Annotated in this window: 23 protein-coding genes; 19 read left to right on the forward strand and 4 right to left on the reverse strand. The window is 60.4% G+C overall.

Annotated features, from left to right (window positions below; all coding sequences use genetic code 11):
* Nucleotides 1-106 precede the first annotated feature (106 nt).
* Together fixJ and fixL are read right to left on the reverse strand one after the other, a co-directional pair.
* Nucleotides 107-748: an oxygen response regulator transcription factor FixJ gene (gene fixJ / locus AC3WOG_RS06785; protein ID WP_492577263.1), complete on the reverse strand. Its 642-nt coding sequence runs from the start codon at nt 746-748 to the stop codon at nt 107-109.
* Nucleotides 745-3,261: an oxygen sensor histidine kinase FixL gene (gene fixL / locus AC3WOG_RS06790; RefSeq protein WP_492577264.1), complete on the reverse strand. Its 2,517-nt coding sequence runs from the start codon at nt 3,259-3,261 to the stop codon at nt 745-747. Before fixL ends, fixJ begins: the two co-directional genes overlap by 4 nt.
* 276 nt (nt 3,262-3,537) lie before the next feature.
* Between fixL and aceE the strand changes: the two genes are divergently transcribed.
* From aceE to lpdA, 3 genes are all read left to right on the forward strand, one after another.
* The gene (gene aceE, locus AC3WOG_RS06795) at nt 3,538-6,234 is read left to right on the forward strand and encodes a pyruvate dehydrogenase (acetyl-transferring), homodimeric type (protein ID WP_492577265.1); all 2,697 of its coding nucleotides are present in this window, start codon (nt 3,538-3,540) and stop codon (nt 6,232-6,234) included.
* A gap of 86 nt (nt 6,235-6,320) precedes the next feature.
* Entirely contained in the window at nt 6,321-7,970 is a 1,650-nt protein-coding gene (gene aceF, locus AC3WOG_RS06800; RefSeq protein WP_492577266.1) for a dihydrolipoyllysine-residue acetyltransferase, read from the forward strand.
* A gap of 278 nt (nt 7,971-8,248) precedes the next feature.
* The gene (gene lpdA / locus AC3WOG_RS06805; RefSeq protein ID WP_492577267.1) at nt 8,249-10,021 is read left to right on the forward strand and encodes a dihydrolipoyl dehydrogenase; all 1,773 of its coding nucleotides are present in this window, start codon (nt 8,249-8,251) and stop codon (nt 10,019-10,021) included.
* 318 nt (nt 10,022-10,339) lie between these two features.
* Here lpdA and AC3WOG_RS06810 read toward each other — a convergent pair whose 3' ends face one another.
* Nucleotides 10,340-10,912 (reverse strand): phasin family protein, encoded by a 573-nt coding sequence (locus tag AC3WOG_RS06810; protein ID WP_492577268.1) that lies wholly within the window; start codon nt 10,910-10,912, stop codon nt 10,340-10,342.
* Nucleotides 10,913-11,707: 795 nt separating this feature from the next.
* On the opposite strand from AC3WOG_RS06810, the gene pbpG reads away from it, so the two are divergent.
* Entirely contained in the window at nt 11,708-12,853 is a 1,146-nt protein-coding gene (pbpG, locus tag AC3WOG_RS06815) for a D-alanyl-D-alanine endopeptidase (RefSeq protein ID WP_492577269.1), read from the forward strand.
* A gap of 103 nt (nt 12,854-12,956) precedes the next feature.
* Here pbpG and AC3WOG_RS06820 read toward each other — a convergent pair whose 3' ends face one another.
* Nucleotides 12,957-13,763, reverse strand: a complete 807-nt coding sequence (locus AC3WOG_RS06820) for an IclR family transcriptional regulator (protein WP_492577270.1) — start codon at nt 13,761-13,763, stop codon at nt 12,957-12,959.
* 179 nt (nt 13,764-13,942) lie between these two features.
* Between AC3WOG_RS06820 and AC3WOG_RS06825 the strand changes: the two genes are divergently transcribed.
* The 15 genes from AC3WOG_RS06825 (at nt 13,943) to AC3WOG_RS06895 (ending at nt 23,254) form a co-directional block, all read left to right on the forward strand.
* Nucleotides 13,943-14,665: a (Fe-S)-binding protein gene (locus AC3WOG_RS06825; RefSeq protein WP_492577271.1), complete on the forward strand. Its 723-nt coding sequence runs from the start codon at nt 13,943-13,945 to the stop codon at nt 14,663-14,665.
* Between the two features lie 68 nt (nt 14,666-14,733).
* Nucleotides 14,734-16,149, forward strand: coding sequence for a lactate utilization protein B (locus AC3WOG_RS06830; RefSeq protein ID WP_492577272.1), 1,416 nt, complete (start codon nt 14,734-14,736; stop codon nt 16,147-16,149).
* A 305-nt stretch (nt 16,150-16,454) separates the two neighbouring features.
* Nucleotides 16,455-17,732, forward strand: a complete 1,278-nt coding sequence (locus AC3WOG_RS06835; protein WP_492577273.1) for a tyrosine-type recombinase/integrase — start codon at nt 16,455-16,457, stop codon at nt 17,730-17,732.
* Nucleotides 17,733-18,029: 297 nt separating this feature from the next.
* Nucleotides 18,030-18,158 carry a hypothetical protein gene (locus AC3WOG_RS06840; protein WP_492577274.1) on the forward strand — a complete coding sequence of 43 codons (129 nt, stop codon included), beginning with the start codon at nt 18,030-18,032 and terminating at the stop codon, nt 18,156-18,158.
* Nucleotides 18,155-18,367: a helix-turn-helix transcriptional regulator gene (locus AC3WOG_RS06845; RefSeq protein ID WP_492577275.1), complete on the forward strand. Its 213-nt coding sequence runs from the start codon at nt 18,155-18,157 to the stop codon at nt 18,365-18,367. The genes AC3WOG_RS06840 and AC3WOG_RS06845 overlap by 4 nt, the downstream gene beginning before the upstream one ends.
* A 241-nt stretch (nt 18,368-18,608) precedes the next feature.
* Nucleotides 18,609-18,800 (forward strand): hypothetical protein, encoded by a 192-nt coding sequence (locus AC3WOG_RS06850; protein WP_492577276.1) that lies wholly within the window; start codon nt 18,609-18,611, stop codon nt 18,798-18,800.
* On the forward strand, nt 18,797-19,051 hold the full coding sequence (locus AC3WOG_RS06855; RefSeq protein WP_492577277.1) for a hypothetical protein: 255 nt from the start codon (nt 18,797-18,799) through the stop codon (nt 19,049-19,051). The genes AC3WOG_RS06850 and AC3WOG_RS06855 overlap by 4 nt, the downstream gene beginning before the upstream one ends.
* Nucleotides 19,048-20,502 carry a VapE domain-containing protein gene (locus AC3WOG_RS06860; protein ID WP_492577278.1) on the forward strand — a complete coding sequence of 485 codons (1,455 nt, stop codon included), beginning with the start codon at nt 19,048-19,050 and terminating at the stop codon, nt 20,500-20,502. The genes AC3WOG_RS06855 and AC3WOG_RS06860 overlap by 4 nt, the downstream gene beginning before the upstream one ends.
* A gap of 236 nt (nt 20,503-20,738) precedes the next feature.
* Nucleotides 20,739-20,948, forward strand: coding sequence for a hypothetical protein (locus AC3WOG_RS06865; protein WP_492577279.1), 210 nt, complete (start codon nt 20,739-20,741; stop codon nt 20,946-20,948).
* Nucleotides 20,945-21,172: a hypothetical protein gene (locus tag AC3WOG_RS06870; protein ID WP_492577280.1), complete on the forward strand. Its 228-nt coding sequence runs from the start codon at nt 20,945-20,947 to the stop codon at nt 21,170-21,172. Before AC3WOG_RS06865 ends, AC3WOG_RS06870 begins: the two co-directional genes overlap by 4 nt.
* A gap of 1 nt (nt 21,173) precedes the next feature.
* A complete protein-coding gene (locus AC3WOG_RS06875) occupies nt 21,174-21,353 on the forward strand; it encodes a hypothetical protein (RefSeq protein WP_492577281.1) in 180 nt (59 codons plus the stop codon).
* Nucleotides 21,354-21,748: 395 nt separating this feature from the next.
* Entirely contained in the window at nt 21,749-22,105 is a 357-nt protein-coding gene (locus AC3WOG_RS06880) for a hypothetical protein (RefSeq protein ID WP_492577282.1), read from the forward strand.
* On the forward strand, nt 22,102-22,440 hold the full coding sequence (locus AC3WOG_RS06885) for a hypothetical protein (RefSeq protein WP_492577283.1): 339 nt from the start codon (nt 22,102-22,104) through the stop codon (nt 22,438-22,440). The genes AC3WOG_RS06880 and AC3WOG_RS06885 overlap by 4 nt, the downstream gene beginning before the upstream one ends.
* Nucleotides 22,437-22,712, forward strand: a complete 276-nt coding sequence (locus AC3WOG_RS06890) for a hypothetical protein (RefSeq protein WP_492577284.1) — start codon at nt 22,437-22,439, stop codon at nt 22,710-22,712. The genes AC3WOG_RS06885 and AC3WOG_RS06890 overlap by 4 nt, the downstream gene beginning before the upstream one ends.
* The gene (locus AC3WOG_RS06895) at nt 22,712-23,254 is read left to right on the forward strand and encodes a hypothetical protein (RefSeq protein ID WP_492577285.1); all 543 of its coding nucleotides are present in this window, start codon (nt 22,712-22,714) and stop codon (nt 23,252-23,254) included. Before AC3WOG_RS06890 ends, AC3WOG_RS06895 begins: the two co-directional genes overlap by 1 nt.
* Nucleotides 23,255-23,257: the final 3 nt, after the last annotated feature.

The following is a 23,257-nucleotide window of genomic DNA, read 5'->3' on the forward strand; positions in this document are numbered from 1 at the left end:
TCGAAAGCAGAGAAGCGGACGGGTACGGGCGGGCCGGACTTTCGACAGTCCGGCCGCGTTACGGCTCAACAGCGCTCAGGCGGGGCGTGCAGCGCTTATCGCACTATTACGCTTGCTGTGGCTTGTTCGACAACGCGAGGCGCAGCAGATCGGCGACCGTGTTGACGTTGAGCTTTTCCATGATGTTCGCGCGGTGTGCTTCGACCGTCTTGATGCTGATGCCGAGATCGTCGGCAATCTGCTTGTTCAGGCGGCCGGCGATGATGCGCTCGAGCACCTGATGCTCACGCGCGGTCAGCTTGCCCAGTCGCTCGGCGGCAGCGCGCTGTTGCTGCACGCTGCTGCTTTCGCTGCGCGCCTTATCGAGCATGCGCTCGACCAGCTTGCGCAACTCGGCTTCGTCGAACGGCTTTTCGATAAAGTCCATCGCGCCTTTTTTCATCGTCGACACGGCCATCGGCACGTCGCCGTGACCCGTCACGAAGATGATCGGCAGCGACGCGTTGTCGGCGATCAGGCGTTCCTGCAACTCGAGCCCGCTCATGCCGGACATCCGTACATCGAGAATCAGACACGCGATCTGGCCCGGATGCTGATGCGGCTGCCATGCGTCGATGAACTGCTCGGCGCTGGAGAAGCATTGCACGCGGTAGCCGTTCGCCTCCAGCAGCCAGCGCAGCGAATCTCGCACGGCCTCGTCGTCGTCGACGACAAAGACTGTTTCCTGTGTGGTGACTGGGCTGTTCATAGCTCTCCCGTAACGGTTTGTGGTGTCGGCGCCTCTGACCCGCCGTTGCTCGGGCCGTCAGGCTCTCCAATAGGCAGACTGCAATGGAACGTGGCGCCTATGATGTGGCCGTCAGATTCGACGTTGTTGACCACCCACAAGCGACCCCGGTGCGATTCGATAATCGAACGGCAGATGTTCAGCCCCATGCCCATACCATCGGACTTGGTGCTGTAAAACGGTTCGAACAGCCGCTCGGCTGTCGCTTCGTCGACGCCCGGTCCCTGGTCGACGACGCTGATGCAAACAAACCCGCCTTCCAGCCGTACGACCACGCGAATCACGGGATCGACCGCATTCGGGCGCGCGTCGTGCATGGCCTCGGCGCCGTTCTTCAGCAGGTTGACCAGCACCTGCTCGATCAGCACCGGATCGACATAGATGACCGGCAGGCGCGAGCGCAGATCGGTGACGATGCGAATGCGCCGCTTGCGTGCTTCGAGTTCGGCGAGACCCACCGCGTCCGCGACGATATCGGCCACGCGCGTCGCCTGCCGTTTCGGCTCGCTGCGTTTGACGAACTCGCGAATGCGCTTGATGATCATGCCGGCCCGCACTGCCTGCTGAGCGGTTTTTTCGAGCACGGGCAGCAGGTTGTCCGGGGTCGTTCGACCGGATTTAACCAGTGCTACGGTTCCTGAGCAATAGTTATTGATCGCGGCGAGCGGCTGGTTCAGTTCGTGCGCGAGCGAGGAGGCCATTTCGCCCATCGTCATCAGACGGCTGGTGAACTGCAGCTTCTCGTCCTGCTGACGCGAGAGTTCCTGAGCCTGCTTGCGCGTGGTGATGTCGGTCGCGATCTGCATCTGCGCGAGGTGGCCGTCCACCCACTGAATGTACTGGCGGCGCACTTCGAACCATTTCTGGATGCTTTGCACGTAGACTTCCTGCGCGTCGGCGGTGCTTTCGGTCAACGCGGCGGCGGGCAGGCCTGCGTATGCATCCACCATATCGATCGAATCGGACGACGCCTGTGCGCTATCGAACCCGCCGCCCGCCAACTCCAGGTGACCGTCGGGGCGGATCCCGAACAGGTGGCGGTAATAGCGGTTGGCGAACAGCAGTTCGGCCTCGTCGGCGGCCAGCACCGAGACGGCGGCGTCGAGGCTTTCGAGCACGGTGGTGAAGCGTTCGTGCGCGGCCGCGAGTTCCTCGCGCGCGCGTTTCGGCTCGGTGATGTCGGTCATCGACGACATCCAGCCGGTCTGGCGGCCCGAACTGTCGATCAGCGGCGACACGTACAGTCGCGCGTGGAATAACGAACCGTCTTTGCGGCGCACCCGCAGTTCGAAACCCGAGGAGGGCGCCTTGCCGCGCAGCGTCATGTCGAGCTGGCGTTGCATCTCAGGGTAAGCGTCGCGCGGCCAGTAGGCGAACGGCGCGTTCTTGCCGACCAGATCGCTTTCGTCCCAGCCGGTCATGCGACAGAACGCCGGATTGACGTGGGTAATGCGGCCGTGCATGTCGAGCACGCGCATACCGATCAGCACCGAGTTTTCCATGGCGCGCCGGAAGAACGCTTCGGCGTACAGCGCCTGCTGCGCTTCGAAACGTTGCCGCGTGTGTTTCCACAAGCTCCACAGACTCCACAACACGAAGCACGACAAGCCGGCCACCAGCCAGACCAGCGTGTTATTCGTGAAGTTGGTCATCTGCGGGAACGCGTACACGCGCACCGAGACGCCCTGTCCCGGCGGGTCCAGCGGCAGGTCGTAGAACATGTCGCGCGGCAGGCGCGGGCGGGTCGACGTGGTGGTCAACTCGCGGTTGTTCACGTCGATGATCGAGATTTTGTATTTGGCCGACAACTCGGGCGGAATGTCGTGCTTCAGGATCCCTTCTACCGAGAACACGGCGGCAATCGTGCCGAGGAAGTCGCGGTCGCGGTATACCGGCGTCTGCAGCGTGATATAGCCGTTGTGGAGGTCGTCGTAAATGAGCGGCGAGTACACCTGGCGGCGCGTGTTGCGCGCCTCGGCGAACGCGGCTTTGACGGCCTCGTCCATTTGCGAGTCGTTCGGTTTGGCGAGCCGCTGGCCGAACACCGGCAGCGCGGTATTGGGCCAGCGCGGCAGCTGCTGGCTCGTGTACCAGTTCATGTAGAGGATCTCGGGATGCCCCTGCATGATGTCCGTAGTGGACACCTGAAACGAATGCGGATCGGCGTGGCCGGCGGCGAGGTCGCGGGCGAGCGCCTGGATCTGTTCCTGCGCGCCCGTCATGGACAGGCGGATCTGCTGCTGCGCCCACGCGACGTTGCGGTAGAGCGTGTCTTCCTGCTGCTGTTGTTCGCGCCGGTTCAAGCTCCACAGAATCAGGCTCATGACGACCAGAAAAACCAGGATCGACAGAAGCGGCGTCAGCAAATACGAGTTCGACCACCATGGTCCATGGTGCCAGCGGGAGGACGGCGTCGAATCCGCCGGTGAACCGGCGGTGCGCGCCGAGCGTGCGAAAAGCCGTTCGGTCAACATGCGTGGCATTGTAGCGCAGCGTGTCACTAGCAAATGGCGCAAAAAAGCGCTGAAAGTGGCGTTAATCGGCGCAAACTAGCCGACGTATCCATTGATCGGCAGTCAGATCAGGGTGCGCCGCAACAATTTTCCGCATTATGAGAAGTGATCTCGTAATTTGAAAATTTTGTTGCACGGACGTCGGGACCCTTATTACAATCGGCCGAAAGCTGCCGCGGCCGTGCTTCGTCCGCGTCGTCTGTCCAAAGAGCGTTCCTCTACATTCAGGAGACGAGCATGTCCGCTGTACCCGACGAAGTCATGAAATATGTCGCCGCTGAGAAAGACGACGATCCCCAGGAAACCGGCGAATGGCTGGAAGCGCTGGATGGCGTGATTTCTGCTGTGGGCCCTGACCGCGCCCACTACCTCATCGAGAAACAGATCGAATTCGCCCGCGTGCACGGCGAACACCTGCCGTTCTCTGCAAACACTCCCTACATCAACACGATTCCGGTTTCGCGTCAGGCGAAGATTCCCGGCGACCAGGAACTCGAACACCGCATCCGCTCGTACACGCGCTGGAATGCCATCGCGATGGTGCTACGCGCCGGTAAGGACACCAACGTCGGCGGCCACATCGCGTCGTTCGCGTCCGCGGCCACGCTGTACGACGTCGGCTACAACCATTTCTGGCATGCTCCGTCGGCCGAACATGGCGGCGATCTCGTGTTCGTGCAGGGCCATTCGTCGCCGGGTGTGTACTCGCGCGCGTTCCTGCTCGGCCGTCTGACCGAGAACCAGCTCGACAACTTCCGCCAGGAAGTGGGCGGCGAGGGCATCTCGTCGTATCCGCATCCGTGGCTGATGCCGGACTTCTGGCAATTCCCGACCGTCTCGATGGGCCTCGGCCCGATCATGGCGATCTATCAGGCGCGCTTCATGAAGTACATGCAGGCGCGCGGCATCGCGAAGACCGAAGGCCGCAAGGTCTGGGCTTTCCTCGGCGACGGCGAAACGGATGAACCGGAATCGCTCGGCGCGATCGGCATGGCCGGCCGCGAACGCCTCGACAACCTGGTGTTCGTGATCAACTGCAACCTGCAGCGCCTCGACGGTCCGGTGCGCGGTAACGGCAAGATCATCCAGGAACTCGAAAGCGAATTCCGCGGCGCCGGCTGGAACGTCATCAAGGTCGTCTGGGGCAGCCGCTGGGATGCGCTGTTCCAACAGGACAAGTCGGGCGCGCTGATGCGCCGGATGATGGAAGTCGTCGACGGCGAATATCAGACGTACAAGTCGGAGTCGGGCGCGTATGTGCGCGAACACTTCTTCAATACGCCGGAACTGAAGGCGCTGGTCGCCGAATGGTCTGACGAAGACATCTGGAATCTGAATCGCGGCGGCCACGATCCGCACAAGATCTACGCTGCATTCACTGAAGCTACGCAAGCCAAGGGCCAGCCGACCGTCATTCTCGCGAAGACGATCAAGGGCTACGGTATGGGCGAAGCCGGCCAGGCCATGAACATCACCCACCAGCAGAAGAAGATGCAGGTGGAGCAGCTGAAGAAATTCCGCGACCAGTTCCGTCTGCCGATCGCCGACGAAGACCTCGTCAACGTGCCGTACCTCAAGTTCGAAGAAGGATCGAAGGAACTCGAGTACATGCGCGCTCGCCGTCAGGACCTCGGCGGCTATCTGCCGGCGCGCCGTCAGAAGGCCGAGTCGCTGCCGGTGCCGGATCTGGCTGCATTCGAACCGCTGCTCAAGGGCACGGGCGAAGGCCGTGAGATCTCCACGACGATGGCGTTCGTGCGGATCCTGAACATTCTGTTGAAAGACAAGGCGCTCGGTAAGCGCGTCGTGCCGATCGTGCCGGACGAATCGCGTACCTTCGGTATGGAAGGTCTGTTCCGTCAGATCGGTATCTGGAATCAGGAAGGCCAAAAGTACGTGCCGGAAGATTCCGATCAACTGATGTTCTACCGCGAATCGGAAACCGGTCAGATCCTTCAGGAAGGCATCAACGAAGCCGGCGGTATGTCGGACTGGATCGCAGCCGCGACGTCGTACTCGACGCACGGCGAGATCATGATCCCGTTCTACATCTTCTACTCGATGTTCGGCTTCCAGCGTATCGGCGATCTGGCATGGGCGGCGGGCGACATGCGTTCGCGCGGCTTCCTGCTGGGCGGCACCGCAGGCCGCACGACGCTGAACGGCGAAGGTCTGCAACACGAAGACGGCCACTCGCTGCTGTGGGCGGCTTCGGTGCCGAACTGCATCAGCTACGACCCGACCTTCGGCTACGAACTCGCGGTCATCATGCAGGACGGTCTGCGCCGCATGGTGCAGGACCAGGAAGACGTGTACTACTACATCACGGTGATGAACGAAAACTACGAGCACCCGGCGATTCCGCAGGGCGATGCTGTAGCGGCCGACATCATCAAGGGTATGTACTCCTTCAGGAAGGCCGAAGCCGACACGAAGGCGCCGCGTGTGCAACTGATGGGCGCGGGCACGATCTTCAACGAAGTGATCGCCGCTGCCGACCTGCTGAAGAACGACTGGGGCGTTGCCGCCGATCTGTGGAGCGTGCCGAGTTTCACCGAACTCGCGCGCGAGGGGCACGAAGTGCAGCGCTGGAACCTGCTGCACCCGACCGAAGAGAAGAAGCTCTCGCACGTCGAGAAGCTGCTGAAGGACGCGCAAGGTCCGGTTATCGCGTCGACCGACTACGTCCGCGCGCTGACCGAGCAGATCCGCGCGTTCGTGCCGCAGAAGTTCGTCGTGCTGGGCACGGACGGCTACGGCCGTTCGGACACGCGTGAAAAGCTGCGCCACTTCTTCGAAGTCGACCGCTACTGGGTCACGGTTGCCGCGTTGAATGCACTGGCAGATGAAGGCACGATCGAACGCAAGGTCGTCGCCGAGGCGCTCAAGAAGTACAACCTTGATCCCGCCAAACCCAACCCGATGACCGTCTAAGGCATCATTCCCCGTGTGCCACGGCGTGCGCGCCTGCCCCTGATTGACAGGGGCAGGTTGCGTGCGCGGCCCAGGAGACACTAACAATGAGTCAAGCGATCGAAGTCAAGGTGCCGGACATCGGCGATTACAAGGACATCCCTGTGATCGAGGTGCTGGTGAAGGCGGGTGATACCGTCGAGAAAGAGCAGTCGCTCGTTACGCTGGAGTCCGACAAGGCGACCATGGATGTACCGAGTTCGGCGGCCGGCGTCGTCAAGGAAGTGAAGGTAAAGGTTGGCGACAACGTGTCGGAAGGCTCGTTGATCGTCGTGCTGGATGGGGCAGCAGGCGGTGCCGCTGCTTCGCCCGCGCCGGCGCCTGCCGCCGCACCAGCTCCCGCACCGGCCCCGGCTGCAGCGCCTGCACCGGCTGCAAGCGGTGGCGGTCTGCAAGAAGTCAAAGTGCCGGATATCGGCGATTACAAAGACATTCCCGTGATCGAAGTCTCGGTGAAGGTCGGCGATCGCGTCGAGAAAGAGCAGTCGCTGGTGACGCTCGAATCCGACAAGGCGACCATGGACGTGCCGAGCTCGGCCGCCGGCGTCGTCAAGGAACTGAAGGTCAAGGTGGGCGATACCGTATCGGAAGGCTCGGTGATCGTCATGGTGGAAGCTGAGGGTGGTGCTGCTGCACCGGCTCCGGCCGCCGCGCCGAAGCAGGAAGCGCTTGAGAAGCCGTCGGATGCGCCGGCTGCACCGTCGCCCGCTCCAGCGTCGCCGTCAGCGCTCGCGCAAGCGCCGCTGATTCCGGCCGGCGAGGGGGGGACACGGCATGCAAGCCATGCGTCGCCGTCCGTGCGCAAGTTTGCGCGCGAACTCGGCGTCGATGTGACGCAAGTGCAGGGCACGGGTCCGAAGGGCCGTATTACGCAAGAAGACGTGACGGCCTTCATCAAGGGTGTGATGACGGGCCAACGCGCGGCACCCGCGGGCGCTGCGCCGGCTGCGGCTGGTGGCGGCGAGTTGAACCTGCTGCCGTGGCCGAAGGTCGATTTCACCAAGTTCGGTCCGGTCGATCCGAAGCCGTTGTCGCGCATCAAGAAGATTTCGGGCGCGAACCTGCATCGCAACTGGGTCATGATTCCGCACGTCACGAACAACGACGAAGCGGACATCACCGAACTCGAAGCGCTGCGCGTGCAGTTGAACAAGGAACACGAAAAGGCCGGCGTGAAGATCACGATGCTGGCGTTCGTGATCAAGGCTGTCGTATCCGCCTTGAAACAGTTCCCGACGTTCAATGCCAGCCTCGACGGCGATAACCTCGTGTTCAAGCAGTACTTCCACATTGGGTTTGCCGCCGATACGCCGAATGGTCTGGTCGTTCCGGTGATTCGCGATGCGGACAAGAAGGGATTGATCGATATCGCGAAGGAAATGACCGAGCTTTCCAAGGCTGCGCGGGATGGCAAGCTGAAGCCGGATCAGATGCAAGGTGGGTGCTTCTCGATTTCGTCATTGGGTGGGATTGGCGGCACGAACTTTACGCCGATCATCAATGCGCCTGAAGTCGCCATTCTCGGGTTGTCGCGTGGCGCGATGAAGCCGGTTTGGGATGGCAAGCAGTTTGTTCCGCGTCTGATCCTGCCGCTGTCGTTGTCGTATGACCATCGGGTGATCGATGGCGCTGCGGCCGCGCGGTTCAATGCTTATCTGAGTTCGATTCTTGCCGATTTTCGGCGTGTGATTCTTTGATCTTTTGATGATTGCCTGCGGCGCGGGTTGCTTTCTTTCTTTGTTAGTTGGTTATCCGCGTCTCTCTGTTGAACCTGCTTTCTTATCGGTCTATTAGTGTTGCCCCTGTGCGGGGCGGCATCTACTTTTCTTTGCCTTGCCAAAGAAAAGTAGGCAAAAGAAAGGCGCGTCCTTGGGCGGACAGCAAAGGCTGATTCTGTCTAGGGCGCTGCCAGCTTTTAGGCTGTATTTTTTCCGGTTCTTCGCTTCATCAACGATCAATAAGAGAAGGGGACACTATGAGTCTCGTCGAAGTAAAAGTGCCGGATATCGGTGACTTCAAAGACGTCGATGTCATCGAAGTCAATATCAAAGCGGGCGACGTCATCGAGAACGAACAGGCGCTGATGACGCTCGAGTCCGATAAGGCTTCCATCGAAGTGCCGAGCGATACCGCCGGCACCGTCAAGGAAGTCCGCGTCAAAGCCGGCGACAAAGTCTCGCAAGGCACGGTCATCGCGCTGGTCGAAACGTCAGCGAGCGCAGCTCCGGCTAAAGAGCCTGAGAAAGCGCCTGCTCAAGCGGAAGCAAAACCGCAGGCCGCACCTGCACCCAAGGCGGCAGCTCCCGCTCCGCAAGCCGGTAGTTTCTCCGGCAGCGCGGACATCGAGTGCGACATGCTCGTGCTCGGTTCAGGCCCCGGCGGTTACTCGGCCGCGTTCCGCTCGGCCGACCTCGGCATGAAGACGGTGCTCGTCGAACGTTATGCAACGCTCGGCGGCGTCTGTCTGAACGTCGGTTGTATCCCGTCGAAGGCGCTGCTGCACACTGCTCTGGTCATCGACGAAGCCGAAGCGCTCGGCGCGCACGGCATCACGTTCGCCAAGCCGCAAATCGATCTCGACAAGCTGCGCGACTTCAAGTCGAGCGTCGTCAAGAAGCTCACCGGCGGTCTCGCCGGCATGGCGAAGATGCGCAAGGTCGACGTCGTGACGGGCACCGGCACGTTCGTCGATCCGCATCACATGGAAGTTCAGACCGACGGCGGCAAGAAAGTTGTCAAGTTCAAGCAGGCGATCATCGCCGCGGGCTCGGAATCGGTGAAGCTGCCGTTCATTCCGGAAGATCCGCGTGTGGTCGACTCGACCGGCGCGCTCGAATTGCGTCAGATCCCGCAACGCATGCTGGTGATCGGCGGCGGCATCATCGGTCTCGAAATGGCGACGGTGTATGCGACGCTCGGCGCGCAGATCGACGTGGTCGAAATGCTCGACGGCCTGATGAACGGTGCGGATCGCGATCTGGTCAAGGTCTGGGAGAAGTACAACAGCAAGCGTTTTGCCAACGTCATGCTGAAGACCCGGACCACCGCAGCGCAAGCGAAAGACGACGGCATCTACGTGTCGTTCGAAGGCGAAAAGGCCCCGCCCGAAGCGCAACGCTATGATCTCGTGCTGGTCTCCGTCGGCCGTACGCCGAACGGCAAGAGGATCGGCGCGGACAAGGCCGGCGTCGCGGTAACGGATCGCGGCTTCATCGACGTCGACAAGCAGATGCGCACCAACGTGCCGCACATCTTCGCAATCGGCGATATCGTCGGTCAGCCGATGCTCGCGCACAAAGCCGTGCATGAAGCTCACGTCGCCGCTGAAGTCGCACACGGCGAGAAGGCGTACTTCGACGCGCTGCAGATTCCGTCGGTCGCCTACACCGATCCGGAAGTGGCGTGGGCCGGCAAGACGGAAGACCAGTTGAAGGCGGAAGGCATCAAGTACGGCAAGGCCGTGTTCCCGTGGGCCGCGTCAGGCCGCGCGATCGCCAACGGCCGCGACGAAGGCTTCACCAAACTGATCTTCGACGAAGAAACGCATCGCGTGATCGGCGGCGGGATCGTCGGTCTGAATGCGGGCGACCTGATCAGCGAAATCTGTCTCGCGATCGAAATGGGTGCGGACGCAACGGATATCGGTAAGACAATTCACCCGCATCCGACGCTCGGCGAATCGATCGGTATGGCCGCCGAGTTGTACGAAGGCGTCTGCACCGACTTGCCGCCGCAGAAAAAGAAGTAACGCTAAAGAAAGAACTCGTTCGAATCTGGACGGGCAACGCTGAAGCGAACGCAATAAAAAACGGCGCATCCTGTAAAGGGATGCGCCGTTTTTCTATTGCAGCAGAGCAGCGTGTTTGCCGGCCAGGACGTAAAACACACATCAATCAACAAGCTGCGGGAAAAAAAATCCCGGCCTTGCGCCGGGCAAACGATACGCTGTTCAACGTATCGGAGCGTTCGGCCGTGCGGTGCCGCGTAAGGCCACGCGGCACCGCACGACGCTGCTGCTTACGATACAGCCGGTCTCGCTCGCGCCAGGCCGGCTCGTTGTCGAAACTTAAGCCGTCTTCTTGGCCGAGCGCGATGCTTGCGCAGCGGCTTGCGAAGCTGCCTTCGATGCGGCCGTAGCAGCTGCATTGAAGTTGCTTTCAGCGATTTCGACAGCTTGCTTGGTCGCCTTGTGAACCGTTTCGTACGTGGTGTTGGCGGCGGTGATAGCCGACTTCATCACGGCGACAGCGGTTTCCGAGCCGGCCGGTGCATTCTTCGCAACGTTTTCGACGAGCGATTGAATCTTGCGGTTCTGCTCTTCGAATTGCGCTTCGGCGACGCGGGTGAATTCACCTTGCGTAGCCGAAACGATCTCATACACGTGACGGCCGTACGACAGCGCCTTTTCAGCCACCGGCTGTGCGAGGCTGGCTTGCAGCGCCAGCAGTTCCTGCGCGTCCTTCACCGACAGTGCACGTTGTGCATTTTCCTGGCTTTCCGCGAGCGTTGACTTCACGACTTGCAGGTTCAGCTCAACCAGCTTTTCGACGCCTTCAAATGCTTTGGTTGTCAGGCCGAACAACGTTTCAAAGTTGGCTTTCTGGGCTGCAGCGAATTGCTCAGGGGTCAGCAGAGTCATGGTTTACGCTCCTGGATTACGCGGTCTGTCTGTGCGGACCGCATTGGGTTGATGGCGAGACGCTTCAGATCGTCTCCTCCGGGCCGCGATGTTTGTGCATCGCAACAATGGTTCCCATTTTAGGATGCTGGCGGGGAATGTCAAGCGCTTTTTGTGCGTTGCACAATATTAAAAAATTGCTTATAAAACAGAGTGTTATGCGACATGGATGACATCTGTATGACGCAAGTCAATTTAACTGCCGCACCGCACTGGTGCGCAAGGAAACTGCATTTTTTTCCGAATAAGGGGCAGATTCTGGTCGGTGCTCATGGGAAGGAGAGCTGGGCGCAGCGCCTTGTTAGGCTGACAAAAATTCACGCTGTGCACATTCGATGTAAACCGGAAAGTGTCACGGAACGTTAATGCTCTATGCCGGTCGAATGCGCGTCGTCGGTTGGTCCCCAGCAGGTATTTAACAGCCTGCGGCGAGTCCCCGGCGTCGGCGCGTTGCGTCGGCGCATTGCGCCGGCAACGCTTTGCATGCCAGCGCGCCAACCGTATTTCCCCTGATCAAGATTGTCTCGAAATTGCCGTTATGCTGAAAGGATCATGTCGATTCCGGCGTATGGCGGCAGCGGCGAGACCAGATGCGCGGCGATCGTTTTTTTCGATCGATGCGCGGCACTTATTCGTGTTTTTGCGATCGGAGCTTACAAGCCGGTTTAAGGAGCGCGTATAAGTGCTTAATATTGCTAATTTTTCGTTGTTTTACTACACTTGCGGAAACCTCTCGCCGCTCCCTAACGAACACCAATGAAAACCGACATGTTTTCGTCGCTTAAAGTGATCCACGGCGCGGCCCGCAGCACCGCTCTGTCGGTGGCCACCTCCATGGTCATCGCAGCGGCGTTCGCCACGCCTGTCACCGCTTTTGCCGCAACGCCCGCCGCAACTGCAAAATCTCCTAAACACGCAAAAGCGGCCAAGAAGCCGGCAGCGGCCACCGCCAAGGTGTCGAAGGTCACCGCTGATGACGACGCGCCGCGCGCAAGCGTCAAGCGCAAACGCGTGACTTACTCGTCGAACGGACGCCATCACTCGGTGATGCGCCGCGTCGCGTACGAACCGCGTCAACCGACCGTCGGCCAGGCTTTCGGTCTGCACGACACGCCCGACGCGCTGATGTTGCGCTCGAGCGTGGCTTACGTGATCGATCAGAACACCGGCGAGTCGCTCTTCGACAAGAACTCGCGCGCCGTGGTGCCGATCGCGTCGATCACCAAGCTGATGACGGCGATGGTGGTGCTCGACTCGAAAGAGCCGATGACCGACCAGATCGAAGTCACGGACGAAGACCGCGACTATGAGAAGAACACCGGCTCGCGTCTGTCGGTGGGCTCGGTGCTCTCGCGCGAAGACATGCTCCACATCGCGCTGATGGCGTCGGAAAACCGCGCGGCGGCGTCTTTGTCGCGTTATTTCCCGGGCGGCCGCCCGGCGTTCCTCGCGGCGATGAACGCCAAGGCCAAACAACTTGGCATGACCGACACGCACTTCGAAAACCCGACGGGCCTGACGAGTCAGAACGTGTCGAGCGCTCGCGACCTCGTGAAGATGGTCAACGCGGCGTATCAGTATCCGATGATCCGCAAGTTCTCGACCGACCATAGCTACGAGGTGTACACCGGCAAGCGTTCGCTGGCGTATAACAGCACCAATGCACTGGTGCGTAATCCGACGTGGGACATCGGCCTGCAAAAGACCGGTTTCATCAACGAAGCGGGCGAGTGCCTCGTCATGCAGACGACTATTCATGGCCGTCCGATGATCATTGTTCTGCTCGACTCGTTCGGTAAGTACTCGCGCTTTGCGGACGCCACGCGTCTGCGGACGTGGCTCGATAACGGCGGCGACCAGCCGCGCATTACCAGCGCGGATGCCGGCGGCGCGGGCACCTGAAGCACCTCGGCAGCCGGTTTTCGGACCGGCGCTCGGCACCACAATCAGGAAAATAAAAAAGCCTCGCATCTGCGAGGCTTTTTTATTGATCAGAACGGCTGGCTTACGCGTGCTGCGAGTGCGGCTGCTCTTGCGGTGCTTGCGGCCGATAACCAAGCGACTCGGAAATCATCAGCGCCGTCTGGCTGAGCTGCCCGAGCCACGAATCCTGCAAACGATCTGCCGGGGCGGATAGCGACAGACCCGCAACCAGCTTGCCGGTGTCGTCATAAATGCCGGCCGCGATGCAGCGCACGCCGAGTTCCAGTTCTTCGTTATCGCGCGCGCAGGCTTGCTGGCGCACATGCGACAGTTCGCGCTCCAGCTTGGTCAGATCGGTGATGCTGTTTTGCGTGTGACCCGACAGCCCGGTGCGGGTGGCGTAGGCCCGCACGCGGGTCGACTCGTCGGCGGCGAGAAACAGCTTGCCCACCGAGGTCAGATGCAGCGGCGCCCGGCCACCGATAGCCCGCACCACCTGCATGCCGGAGCGTTCGGAATAAGCGCGTTCTATATAGACGATCTCGTCGCCCTGGCGCACCGACAGATTGACCGTCTGGCCAGTTTGACGATGCAGTTCGCGCATCGGCGTGAGCGCCGCGTCGCGCACAGAAAGCCGCGCCTTCACCAGGTTGCCCAGTTCGAGCAGGCGCATGCCGAGGCGGTAAGTGCCGGGGTCCGACCGGTCGACCAGCCGGCACATCACCATGTCGTTCAGGATGCGGTGCGCGGTGGACGGATGCAGCTCCGTGCGGATGGCGAGTTCTTTCAGGCTGACCGGGTCGCTATGCGCAGCGAGTGCGTCGAGCAAGCGCATCATGCGTTCGATCACCTGGATCGAAGTTTTGGGATCCGGGTTCGTATCGCTCATGGGAGGAATCGGTTGACGCGTCAAACAGCGGAAATTGATTGTATCTCGTATCGTGAAAAAAGCGAACGCCGTTGGAAGACCCATTCCAATTTAACGTGGCGGTCGTCTTATGCCCCCCGGCCGTTGGTATTGTGCGGCAAACAGCGGATAATCAGGGACGTTTTCCCGAAGGAGGGCTCATGCGAGTCGGATTGTTCGTCACCTGCCTGATCGACCTGATGCGTCCGGAGATCGGTTTTTCGGTCATCAAGTTGATCGAGGGCGCCGGATTCGAGGTGGTGGTGCCGCCCGCGCAAACCTGTTGCGGACAGCCCGCGTACAACTCGGGCGAACGGCGCATCGCGCGCGATCTGGCCGAAAAGACCCTGCGCGAATTCGAACAGTTCGACTATGTGGTCGTGCCGTCCGGCTCGTGCGGCGGCATGATTCGCGCGCACTACGGCGACCTGTTCGCCGACGATCCGGAGTTGATGAGCCGCTTCGGCCGGCTGCGGCCCAAGGTGTTCGAGTTGACCGACTTCCTCGTCAATGTCGCCAAGGTGCAATTGCAGCCGGGAGAGTTCGCGGGGCAGGTGACGTACCACGATTCCTGCTCGGGGCTGCGCGAACTCGGCGTCAAAACCCAACCGCGCGCGCTGCTTGCGCAGGTTGGCGTGGCGGTGACTGAAATGAAGGATTGCGAGCACTGCTGCGGCTTTGGCGGCACGTTCGCGGTCAAGTACGGCGACATCTCGACGGCGATCGTCGACGAAAAATGCGCGAATATCAGTGCGAGCGGCGCCGGCACGGTCGTGCTCGGCGACCTCGGCTGCATGCTCAACATCGAAGGCCGCTTGCGGCGCACCGGCGACACCGCTACGCGCGTGCTGCACATCGCCCAGGTGCTGGCCGGCGATGCCTGAAGGCGCTCGCCGCATTCCGTTTCGCGCACTTCCTTTTCGTGTACTTCCCGAATACGCACAAGGCCGCCATGCAAGTCCAATCGATGCAATTCAAGGCCCGCGCGGGTCAGAAACTCGCTGACCAGCGTTTGCAGCAGAACCTCACCAAGCTGTCGACCAAATTCGTATCGGCCCGCGCCGCGGCCATTACCGCGATCGATTTTCCCGCCACCCGCGCGGCTTTGAAGGAGCGCCGCGATCGCGCGCTGGACAATCTCGATGTTTGGCTCGAAACCTTCGAACGCGAAGCTGCCCGGCGTGGCGTCACAGTGCTGTTTGCCGAAACGAGCCAGGAAGCGGCGCGTCTGGTCGGCGACATTGCGCGCCGGCACGATGTAAAGAAGGTGATCAAGACCAAGTCGATGGTCACCGAGGAAATGCGCCTGAACGAAGTGCTCGGGCAGATGGGCGTGCAGTCGATCGAAACCGACCTGGGCGAATACATTCTGCAGATCAACGGTAACGAGCCGCCGAGCCACATCATCGCGCCGGTCGTCCATAAAGATAAGGACGAGATCGCCGACCTGTTCGCGAAGACGCACGATCGGCCGCGTCTGACCGAGATCACCGACTTGACTCGCGAAGCGCGCGAGATGCTGCGTCCGCACTTCATGAACGCGGACATGGGTGTGACGGGCGGCAACTTCATTGTGGCTGAAACCGGCTCAGTGGTGCTGGTCACAAACGAGGGTAACGAGGGCATGTGTACGGTAATGCCGCGCGTGCATGTCGCGGTCACCGGTATTGAGAAAGTGCTGCCCACGCTGGAGGATCTGGCCACCGCAATGCGTCTGTTGCCGCGCTCGGCAACCGGTCAGGCGACGTCGAATTACTTTTCCGTGCTGACCGGGCCGCGTGGTCCGGTCGATCAGGACGGCCCCGAGCACATGTACGTGGTGCTGGTCGACGGAGGGCGTACTGGGCTGATCGGCGGTGACTTCCAGGAGATGCTCCGCTGTATCCGTTGCGGTGCGTGTATGAACCACTGTCCGGTGTATCAGAAGGTGGGCGGCCACACGTACGGCTGGGTCTATCCGGGGCCAATGGGATCGGTGTTGACGCCGAGTTATGTCGGACTCGACAAGGCGCTGGATCTGCCGCAGGCCGCGACCTTGTGCGGCGAATGCAATAGCGTCTGCCCGGTGGGGATTCCGTTATCCGATCTGTTGCGTAAGTTGCGCGAGAAGCAGGTGGCGCGGCGGCTGCGGCCTTGGCGAGAGCGGGTGGGGTTGGCTGTCTGGGGCTTCCTCGCGTTGCATCCGGATGCGTATGCGCTCTTCACAAAGCTCGCCGTGCGCGTCCTGGAGCAGATGGGCGGGCGCAATCGTTCGATTTCGAAGTTGCCGCTGGGTGGCGCGGGCTGGACCAATACGCGCGATATGCCTGCACCGGTAGGGCGCACGTTCCGTGAGCTTTACGCGGCGCAGCGCAGCCATATCGGCTGAGTCAGCGACTTCGCTGCGGTGTGCGAGGCGAGTGGCGCGCTGCGTCACTGCAGTGCGAAGCATTGCGCTGTATTGGTGATGCTTCTATCGCAACGCCCGTTCAGCAATTGCGCCGCGGGCTTGCGCGCCACGGCGCCATGCAATGTGACGGATCAATGGTCCGTCATTATTTAACCCCAGTTAATCTAACCTCATCTTTGAGACCCTTTGCCAGAAGGGGATAACAGCCAAGTCTATGTCTTGATTTACCCACGTTCGCCTAATAGAATCCAACGATAAAGTGTGGGTAAAGGTGAGGGTAGATCATGGCATCCAGGGCTGGAAAGAGCATTCACAAGCTGTCGGCAGTCGGCATCACGAAGATCAAGGCGCCGGGCTACTACGGAGACGGCGGGGGCTTGTATCTGCAAGTCTCGCCGAGCCTTTCGAAGTCGTGGATTTTCAGGTTCAAGATGCATGGGCGATCGCGCGAGATGGGCTTGGGTGCGCTCACCGCGCTGGGCCTATCGGACGCACGTGAAAAGGCCGGGGAATGCCGGCGCCAAGTGCTCGACGGCATCGACCCAATCGAGGCCCGCGAAGTCGCCAAGGCGCAAAGCCGGCTGGATGCAGCGAAATCCATGACGTTTGCGGCGTGTGCGACTGCCTACATCAACGCGCACCGCGCGAGCTGGAAGAACGCCAAGCACGTCAGCCAGTGGGAAAACACGATTGCCACGTACACCATGCCTGCGTTTGGCGCGCTGCCTGTCCAGAGCGTCGATACCGGACTGGTGATGCGTGTGCTCGAACCGATGTGGAACGAGAAGCCGGAAACGGCCAGCCGTCTGCGCGGGCGCATCGAAGCGATTCTCGACTGGGCGACCGTGCGCGGATTGCGGCGCGGTGAGAACCCGGCGCGCTGGAAGGGGCATCTTGACAAGCTGTTGCCGAAGCGTTCGCGCGTGAAGACCGTCAAGCATCACCCGGCCCTGCCGTATGACCAGATCGGAGCGTTCGTCGCTGCACTACGCCAGCGCGAAGGCGTCGCCGCGCTCGCGCTCGAGCTTGCCATCCTGACCGCCGTGCGCTCGGTTGAAGTGCGCGGTGCGCGCTGGACTGAGTTCGACCTGCCGGCAAAGGTTTGGACAGTACCCGCCGCGCGCATGAAAATGAAGATTGAGCACGCCGTGCCGCTGTCGCCGCGCGCGGTCGAGATCATCGAGCGGCTGCGCATGACGGCGAGCGGCCCGCTTGTGTTCCCTGGCAGCGGCGACATGCTCCTGTCGATCAATGCGCTAGGTGGCGTCGTCAAGAGACTGAACGGCGACAGCGCGCCGCCGATCTGGCGCGACCCGAAGCAGGACGCGGCGATCGTGCCGCATGGGTTCCGCTCGACGTTCCGTGATTGGGCGGCTGAATGCACGTCCTTCCCCAATGAGGTAGCCGAAATGGCCCTCGCGCACGCGGTGGGCGACAAGGTCGAGGCCGCCTATCGACGCGGCGATCTGTTCGAGAAGCGGCGCCGCCTGATGGACGCGTGGGCGCAATACTGCGCGAACCCGGCGAAAGCGGCAGGCGTCACGCCGATCCGGGCTGCCTAATAACCGTATGGAATGAATTTATAAAAATCTATTACTTTTATGTCACATTGTTGACGCCTCAACAACACCATCCGCAGCGGCCCCGCCGACAGAGGCGCTGGTCGGGGCTTTGGTGAAGCCTTGGTGGAACCTGAGCGTTGAGGTAAGCACAACACTTGGCACGGATTTTTCCAGCGTCTACTTTCAGCAGTTTGTACCGAGCGAGATTTGCTGCATACTTGCATCCAAAGCACGACAAAACAACTGAATACCGCCCTCCCTGAAGCAATAACCTGAATTAATGAGGAAATTGCTTCAATGAAAATCGATACTGCTGTCCATGCGTTGAGAAAAGCGCAACGGCTTCATGCCGCCACTAAGCGGCCCCCGAAACTGAACACAAAAGAGGTGGCGGATGTATTAAAACTGCTTGGGGCTGCAAAATGACTAACACCACTCTTGTACACGACGTAAAGCCGACTCTCCGTCCTAGAGAAGTCGCAGCATACTGCTCGATTGGCGTCTCCACCGTCTGGTGGCTAACGGTCAACGATCCGACGTTCCCGAAGAAAATCAAGATCGGCCCGAAAACAACCATTTTCAGGAAAGCCGAGATTGACGCGTGGCTTGCTGCGAAAGCGAGGGCCGCACAATGAGCGCACGCCTGCCTGTGGACTTGTCGGAATCGGCTCCGACCAATAAAAAAGGCGCCCCTGACAAGCGCCTTTCCTACACCACCCGGAACATCAACCGACCTGCAAATTTTAGCAGTTACGTTGAGATTAGCACAACGAAATTTAGCCGCGCATTATCTTGCACTTTGCTTGGCGGCTGGGCCGGGATAGCGTCTCACACCTTAGTCAAGGTGTTGGCCGCCGTGATCGCGGGAGGTGCGTCGTGAGCGACCTTTCCCATTTTCAATGGATTACTGGTGAGCGCGCTGCCGATGAAGTGATCGGCCGCATCCTCGACGGCTCAGCGTTGCCGTTCGACCTGGGCGCGGCGTTCAATCTGCTTGATAGCGCTGCGGCGCAGGGCGGATTCTGGCGCCGCGTGCAGAAGGCTATTGAATCGCGGTGTGCAGCATGACCACGACCCGCGATCAAGCGCTCAAGGCACTGCGCAATACTCCAGCCGCCGATTATGAATCTCGTATGCGCGCAGGGCTGGCGGCACAGAAGGCTGGGCTCGACAGTCTCGACTGGTTTCAGTGGCTGGATTCTCACGGCCATAAGGTTGACAAGGAGGCGTTATCCCGCACGTGGTTTTTGTATTCGTGCGTGTCTGCGCGGGCCTTTCGTAGCCTGTTCCTGACTGCCTTCTTCCAGGAGGCAGCATGAACTTGCCAGCCGACTTCGACCAAAACGATGAGATCAACCGGCTGGCCGCAGAGGCTTCGGAGGGCGTACCCGTGTTCCCGTCTGACTATGGCGATGTATGGCCGGAAGAGACCAACATGACGCCGGCCACCGTGACGCCGATCAAGAACAACCCAGCATTGGTCGCGATGGCGCTCAAGGAAGGCGATGGCTTTGTGTCCAAGCCGGAAAAGGCACGAGCCGACGAGACGAAGCTGACCAAGCCTACCGCCGAAAAGCTGTTCGAGTCGGTCGCGAACTTCATGGAGTATGAGGTTGCGTACGATGAATTCGCCGGCCAGCTGATGCGCCGCCGCCGCGGTGCCGAGCTGGAATGGGAGCGTTGGACGGACAACCATCTCACGGCGATGAGGGTCGAGTTTGACCGACGCGGGTTTGCTACGCCGCCGAAAGATTTGATGCGCGACGTGGTGCGGCTGGTGGCTCACGGCAATAGCTTCGACTCTGCCATTGAGTGGGCAAACTCACTCAAATGGGATGGTGTTGGTCGGATTGCTACGTTCGCACACGTCTACCTGAAAGCGCCGCTCAATGCATACACGCAAGCCGTCTCCCATTATTTGTGGACGGGTCTGGCGGGACGTTTGCTGGTGCCTGGATGCCAATGCGATTACGTCCCGGTGTTCGTCAGTAAGGCAGAAGGGCTCAAGAAGACAACGATGGTCAGTTTGCTGGCCCCATCTCCTGAGTTCGCCGGCTCTATTCGCATGGACATGGCGCCAGACGATCTGTCCCGGAAGATGCGCGGCAAGCTGGTGCTTGAGTGGGCCGAAATGCAGGGGCTTAAAACTCGCGACGAAGAGGCGATCAAAGATTTCGTTACCCAGCGTGTCGAGGAATGGGTGGAGAAATATGAGACGCACACAACCCGTTACCCGCGCCGAAATATGCTCATTGGCACGTCCAATGACATGCGCCTTCTGCCGAGTTACGGGGATGGCCGACGATGGTTTCCCCTCGCGCTGAGCCAGCAGATCGACGCCGATGCTGTCGTGCGTGATCGCGACCAGTTATGGGCCGAGGCGATACATACGTTCCGGCACTTCGGGGTTCTCTGGCAGGACGCGAATGAACTCGCAAAATCTGTGCGCGAACAGTTCCGGGAGGAAGACGCGCGTCTTGTTACGGTGCAGCGCTGGCTCGAGCAGACTTCCATCAGCCACAAGTTCAGTAATGGCGATCGACCTTTCGCGACGGCGGACGTTCAGGGGGCGCTCAAGGCGGCCGGCCATCGGAAATACGATGACAAGACACTTTCGAGCCTTCTTGAATCGATGGGGTACGAGTCAGGCAGGGTGCGCGTGGAGGCAGGCAGTAATGCTGTGTGGCGCTGGCATAAGCGTGTCACCCGTGTCACCCAAAAAGTGGAGGGTGACACAGAGGGTGACACAGCCGAAACCCTTGTCGCATAAGGCTAAGCTGGATTCTGTGTCACCCTAACCAACCTTTTCCTTATAAAACGCAACGGAATATACAGGCTGTGCGTTTGAGCGTTTGGGCAACTAATGGGAAATAGGGTGACACGGGTGACACAAGCAGCCTGAAACCCTTGCCTGTATTGGGATGCAGCCGTGTCACCCTAAATCAGCCGAGGGTGACACAAGGACAGCAAATAGATCACTCGAAAGATAAGTGTAAGGAGTACGAAATGGCAACAGCAGAAGAAAGAGCCGCTGCGTCGAAACGTTTCTTTGAAGCGGTTCACGCCGGCGCCCGCGGTGACTTCACCCTGTGTGATGCGCTTGTGCAGAGGGTTCGTGACAGGTTTGGCGAGCAGGCAGCGCAGATGCAGCGGCGAGAGCTTTGGAACACGATCCGGCGGGCTAGCCCGCGCTTTAACCCAGGGAGATTGAAATGACAACACCCCAGCAACAAGCACAACAGCAGCAACTCGCGGCGACACTGGCTGAACTTCAAGCCGAACTCACGGAAGCGCTGCCGCTCGCAGCCAATTATCAGACGATGCTTTTACGTTGGGACATAACGTGGCAGGAGCTTGAAGCCGCGCGCTATGCGATAACCCGCGCGAAGGCGCTCCAACTCGTAATCGGGCAATTGCAAAATGGCACCTGGGGGGGTTGACATGACTATCACCAAAGTCCAGATGCTGCGCACCCGTCTCACCAATGCCGAACGCCGGCTGAGTTGCGCGCGTGACGTTCTTGAGCGTGCCGACGCTGATCCGGCCGATGTCGGTTGCGACCTGTTCGCGGGATTAGATGCTCGGAGCCTTGAGGGACAACGACGAGACGCGGGGCATTAAACCTTCAAATCAGGGAGGAAATCCGGGCAGAGGTCGCCAGGCTCGAACAGGAAGTGCACGAATTGCAGGCCGAATTTGAGGCGGCGACTCGGAAACTCATGGGCGAGTAATCCACTGTGGCGGAGGCTATTTCCGCCGCACAGCTTTATCTGGAGCGGGTTTCCGGCTGGTCGCCAGTTCCTACCCACTATCCTACCCACCGTCCGCGCGCTCGCACGGGCTCGAAATAACCCAAAACAATCCGCCATTTATCTCGCACCAATCCTTGTAAACTGCCTTTAATACCAGGATAATACGTTATCGATACTAGGATAAATGGAGTCAGCATGGCTCGCCCAAGACTGCCGCGTGACCCAGCCGGCAACAAGATCCGCGACACCGAGGACCCTTACCTTATGGCGCGGCAGACCGTCCGAGACAGCTTTCCCGATCTGATTGATGTCGCGCTAAAGCAGGCTAAGGCGGGGGATAGCGCGTTCCTGGTGCGCCTTCTGAACCATCTCGAAGATCAGCCCACTCGATTGCCCACGATCAGCGCTGACGGCGATCCTGCGAATATCGCGACAGACATTGCCAAGTGGGCCGCGGTCGGCGGTGTTTCGGTCGAGACCGCCCGCAAGATGATCGCGCTGCTGCGCGAGACGCAAGCCTTCGTGAAGCGATCGAAGACCATCGACGCACTGATTCACGCCTATGAAACCAGCGGGCAGGCTATCCCTGAGCGCGTGGACGCGATGCGGGACGCGGCATGAGCGATTTTCTGACGCCCCTTGATCTGGCGAAGGCCCGCCGCGCGCTTGAGACCGCCAACGCGCCGGTATTCAGCCTTGGTGCCGCACTTCGAGCAGCACGCGAACGCTGCACGAACGGCGAGTTTCACCACTCAACATTGATGGACGAAGCGACGCGGCCGCGCGATCCGAAAGAGCGCGGCTTGTGGGACCGCCTGCAATCGGCCAAGTGCCGAATCATTGCCTACGACGCACAGCCGCAGACGCCCGCCACGCGTCCCGAGCCATCGCTTGATGCAATGACGGACGATGAATTGAAAGCCCGTATAGCGGCTCTTCGAAGGGGCCAGCAATGACCGAGATCGAACGACTCGAAGCCGAACTTGCCGCGCGGACAACGCCGGCTAAATCAGATTTGAAATCCGACTTAGCTCGCGCCGAGCAGAAACGCGCAGAGCAGGCCGAGCGCAACCTGTGCGCCAAGCTGCACCGCGATCTGGCGCGTCAGAAGATGCTCGATCAACTGACGATGCGCCAAGCCGAGGAACGACGCTCACGTGAGTGGGCCGCGGATGGCGCTGTCTGGGACGCCGCCGATATCGCAACAAACACCAAACGAGGTTACTGATGAACGCCGATGACCTTTTCATGAAGTCACTGTACGGGCCGAATTACGGCCGCGCCGACCAATCAACTGCTCCCGGCGAGGAATCCACACGAAGCGCTGCCGATCCGGCGCGCAGAAACCAATTGCAAGAAGCGAGCAGCGGCTGGTTCGCGCCATCGCGTTCTGTCTTCGGTGCGCAGATCGATGAATCGATGGGTATTCGGCCCGGTGCAGCCGGTCTGATGCCCCTCGAATCGGACTATGCCGACGTGACCGCTGATGAACTCCCCGAAGTCGAAGTCGAAGCCGTGCCCGCAATCGATGCGGACATTCGCGCTTACATCGAATCGAATCCCGGCGCCGTGCTGACGACCGCAACGCTTCTCACTGACGCGCTGCATTACGTCGAGGAACACATCAGCCGCGGTGACGAAATGGAACTGGCCGAGGCCATGGCCCGCCTAGGCTACGAGAAAGCGCAGCGCCGCATTGATGGCGCGCGTGTCTGGGTCTGGGTGTCACGGACCTCAACCGATGCTGTCACGAACCTCGAACAGGAATAAACA

Source organism: Paraburkholderia sp. FW306-02-B, assembly GCF_058782725.1.

Bases quoted from the DNA above. Each gene is read 5' to 3' on its own strand.
- fixJ (WP_492577263.1), bottom strand. From the start codon at position 748: ATGAACAGCCCAGTCACCACACAGGAAACAGTCTTTGTCGTCGACGAC.
- fixL (WP_492577264.1), bottom strand. From the start codon at position 3,261: ATGTTGACCGAACGGCTTTTCGCACGCTCGGCGCGCACCGCCGGTTCA.
- aceE (WP_492577265.1), top strand. From the start codon at position 3,538: ATGTCCGCTGTACCCGACGAAGTCATGAAATATGTCGCCGCTGAGAAA.
- aceF (WP_492577266.1), top strand. From the start codon at position 6,321: ATGAGTCAAGCGATCGAAGTCAAGGTGCCGGACATCGGCGATTACAAG.
- lpdA (WP_492577267.1), top strand. From the start codon at position 8,249: ATGAGTCTCGTCGAAGTAAAAGTGCCGGATATCGGTGACTTCAAAGAC.
- AC3WOG_RS06810 (WP_492577268.1), bottom strand. From the start codon at position 10,912: ATGACTCTGCTGACCCCTGAGCAATTCGCTGCAGCCCAGAAAGCCAAC.
- pbpG (WP_492577269.1), top strand. From the start codon at position 11,708: ATGAAAACCGACATGTTTTCGTCGCTTAAAGTGATCCACGGCGCGGCC.
- AC3WOG_RS06820 (WP_492577270.1), bottom strand. From the start codon at position 13,763: ATGAGCGATACGAACCCGGATCCCAAAACTTCGATCCAGGTGATCGAA.
- AC3WOG_RS06825 (WP_492577271.1), top strand. From the start codon at position 13,943: ATGCGAGTCGGATTGTTCGTCACCTGCCTGATCGACCTGATGCGTCCG.
- AC3WOG_RS06830 (WP_492577272.1), top strand. From the start codon at position 14,734: ATGCAAGTCCAATCGATGCAATTCAAGGCCCGCGCGGGTCAGAAACTC.
- AC3WOG_RS06835 (WP_492577273.1), top strand. From the start codon at position 16,455: ATGGCATCCAGGGCTGGAAAGAGCATTCACAAGCTGTCGGCAGTCGGC.
- AC3WOG_RS06840 (WP_492577274.1), top strand. From the start codon at position 18,030: ATGAAAATCGATACTGCTGTCCATGCGTTGAGAAAAGCGCAACGGCTT.
- AC3WOG_RS06845 (WP_492577275.1), top strand. From the start codon at position 18,155: ATGACTAACACCACTCTTGTACACGACGTAAAGCCGACTCTCCGTCCT.
- AC3WOG_RS06855 (WP_492577277.1), top strand. From the start codon at position 18,797: ATGACCACGACCCGCGATCAAGCGCTCAAGGCACTGCGCAATACTCCA.
- AC3WOG_RS06860 (WP_492577278.1), top strand. From the start codon at position 19,048: ATGAACTTGCCAGCCGACTTCGACCAAAACGATGAGATCAACCGGCTG.
- AC3WOG_RS06865 (WP_492577279.1), top strand. From the start codon at position 20,739: ATGGCAACAGCAGAAGAAAGAGCCGCTGCGTCGAAACGTTTCTTTGAA.
- AC3WOG_RS06870 (WP_492577280.1), top strand. From the start codon at position 20,945: ATGACAACACCCCAGCAACAAGCACAACAGCAGCAACTCGCGGCGACA.
- AC3WOG_RS06875 (WP_492577281.1), top strand. From the start codon at position 21,174: ATGACTATCACCAAAGTCCAGATGCTGCGCACCCGTCTCACCAATGCC.
- AC3WOG_RS06880 (WP_492577282.1), top strand. From the start codon at position 21,749: ATGGCGCGGCAGACCGTCCGAGACAGCTTTCCCGATCTGATTGATGTC.
- AC3WOG_RS06885 (WP_492577283.1), top strand. From the start codon at position 22,102: ATGAGCGATTTTCTGACGCCCCTTGATCTGGCGAAGGCCCGCCGCGCG.
- AC3WOG_RS06890 (WP_492577284.1), top strand. From the start codon at position 22,437: ATGACCGAGATCGAACGACTCGAAGCCGAACTTGCCGCGCGGACAACG.
- AC3WOG_RS06895 (WP_492577285.1), top strand. From the start codon at position 22,712: ATGAACGCCGATGACCTTTTCATGAAGTCACTGTACGGGCCGAATTAC.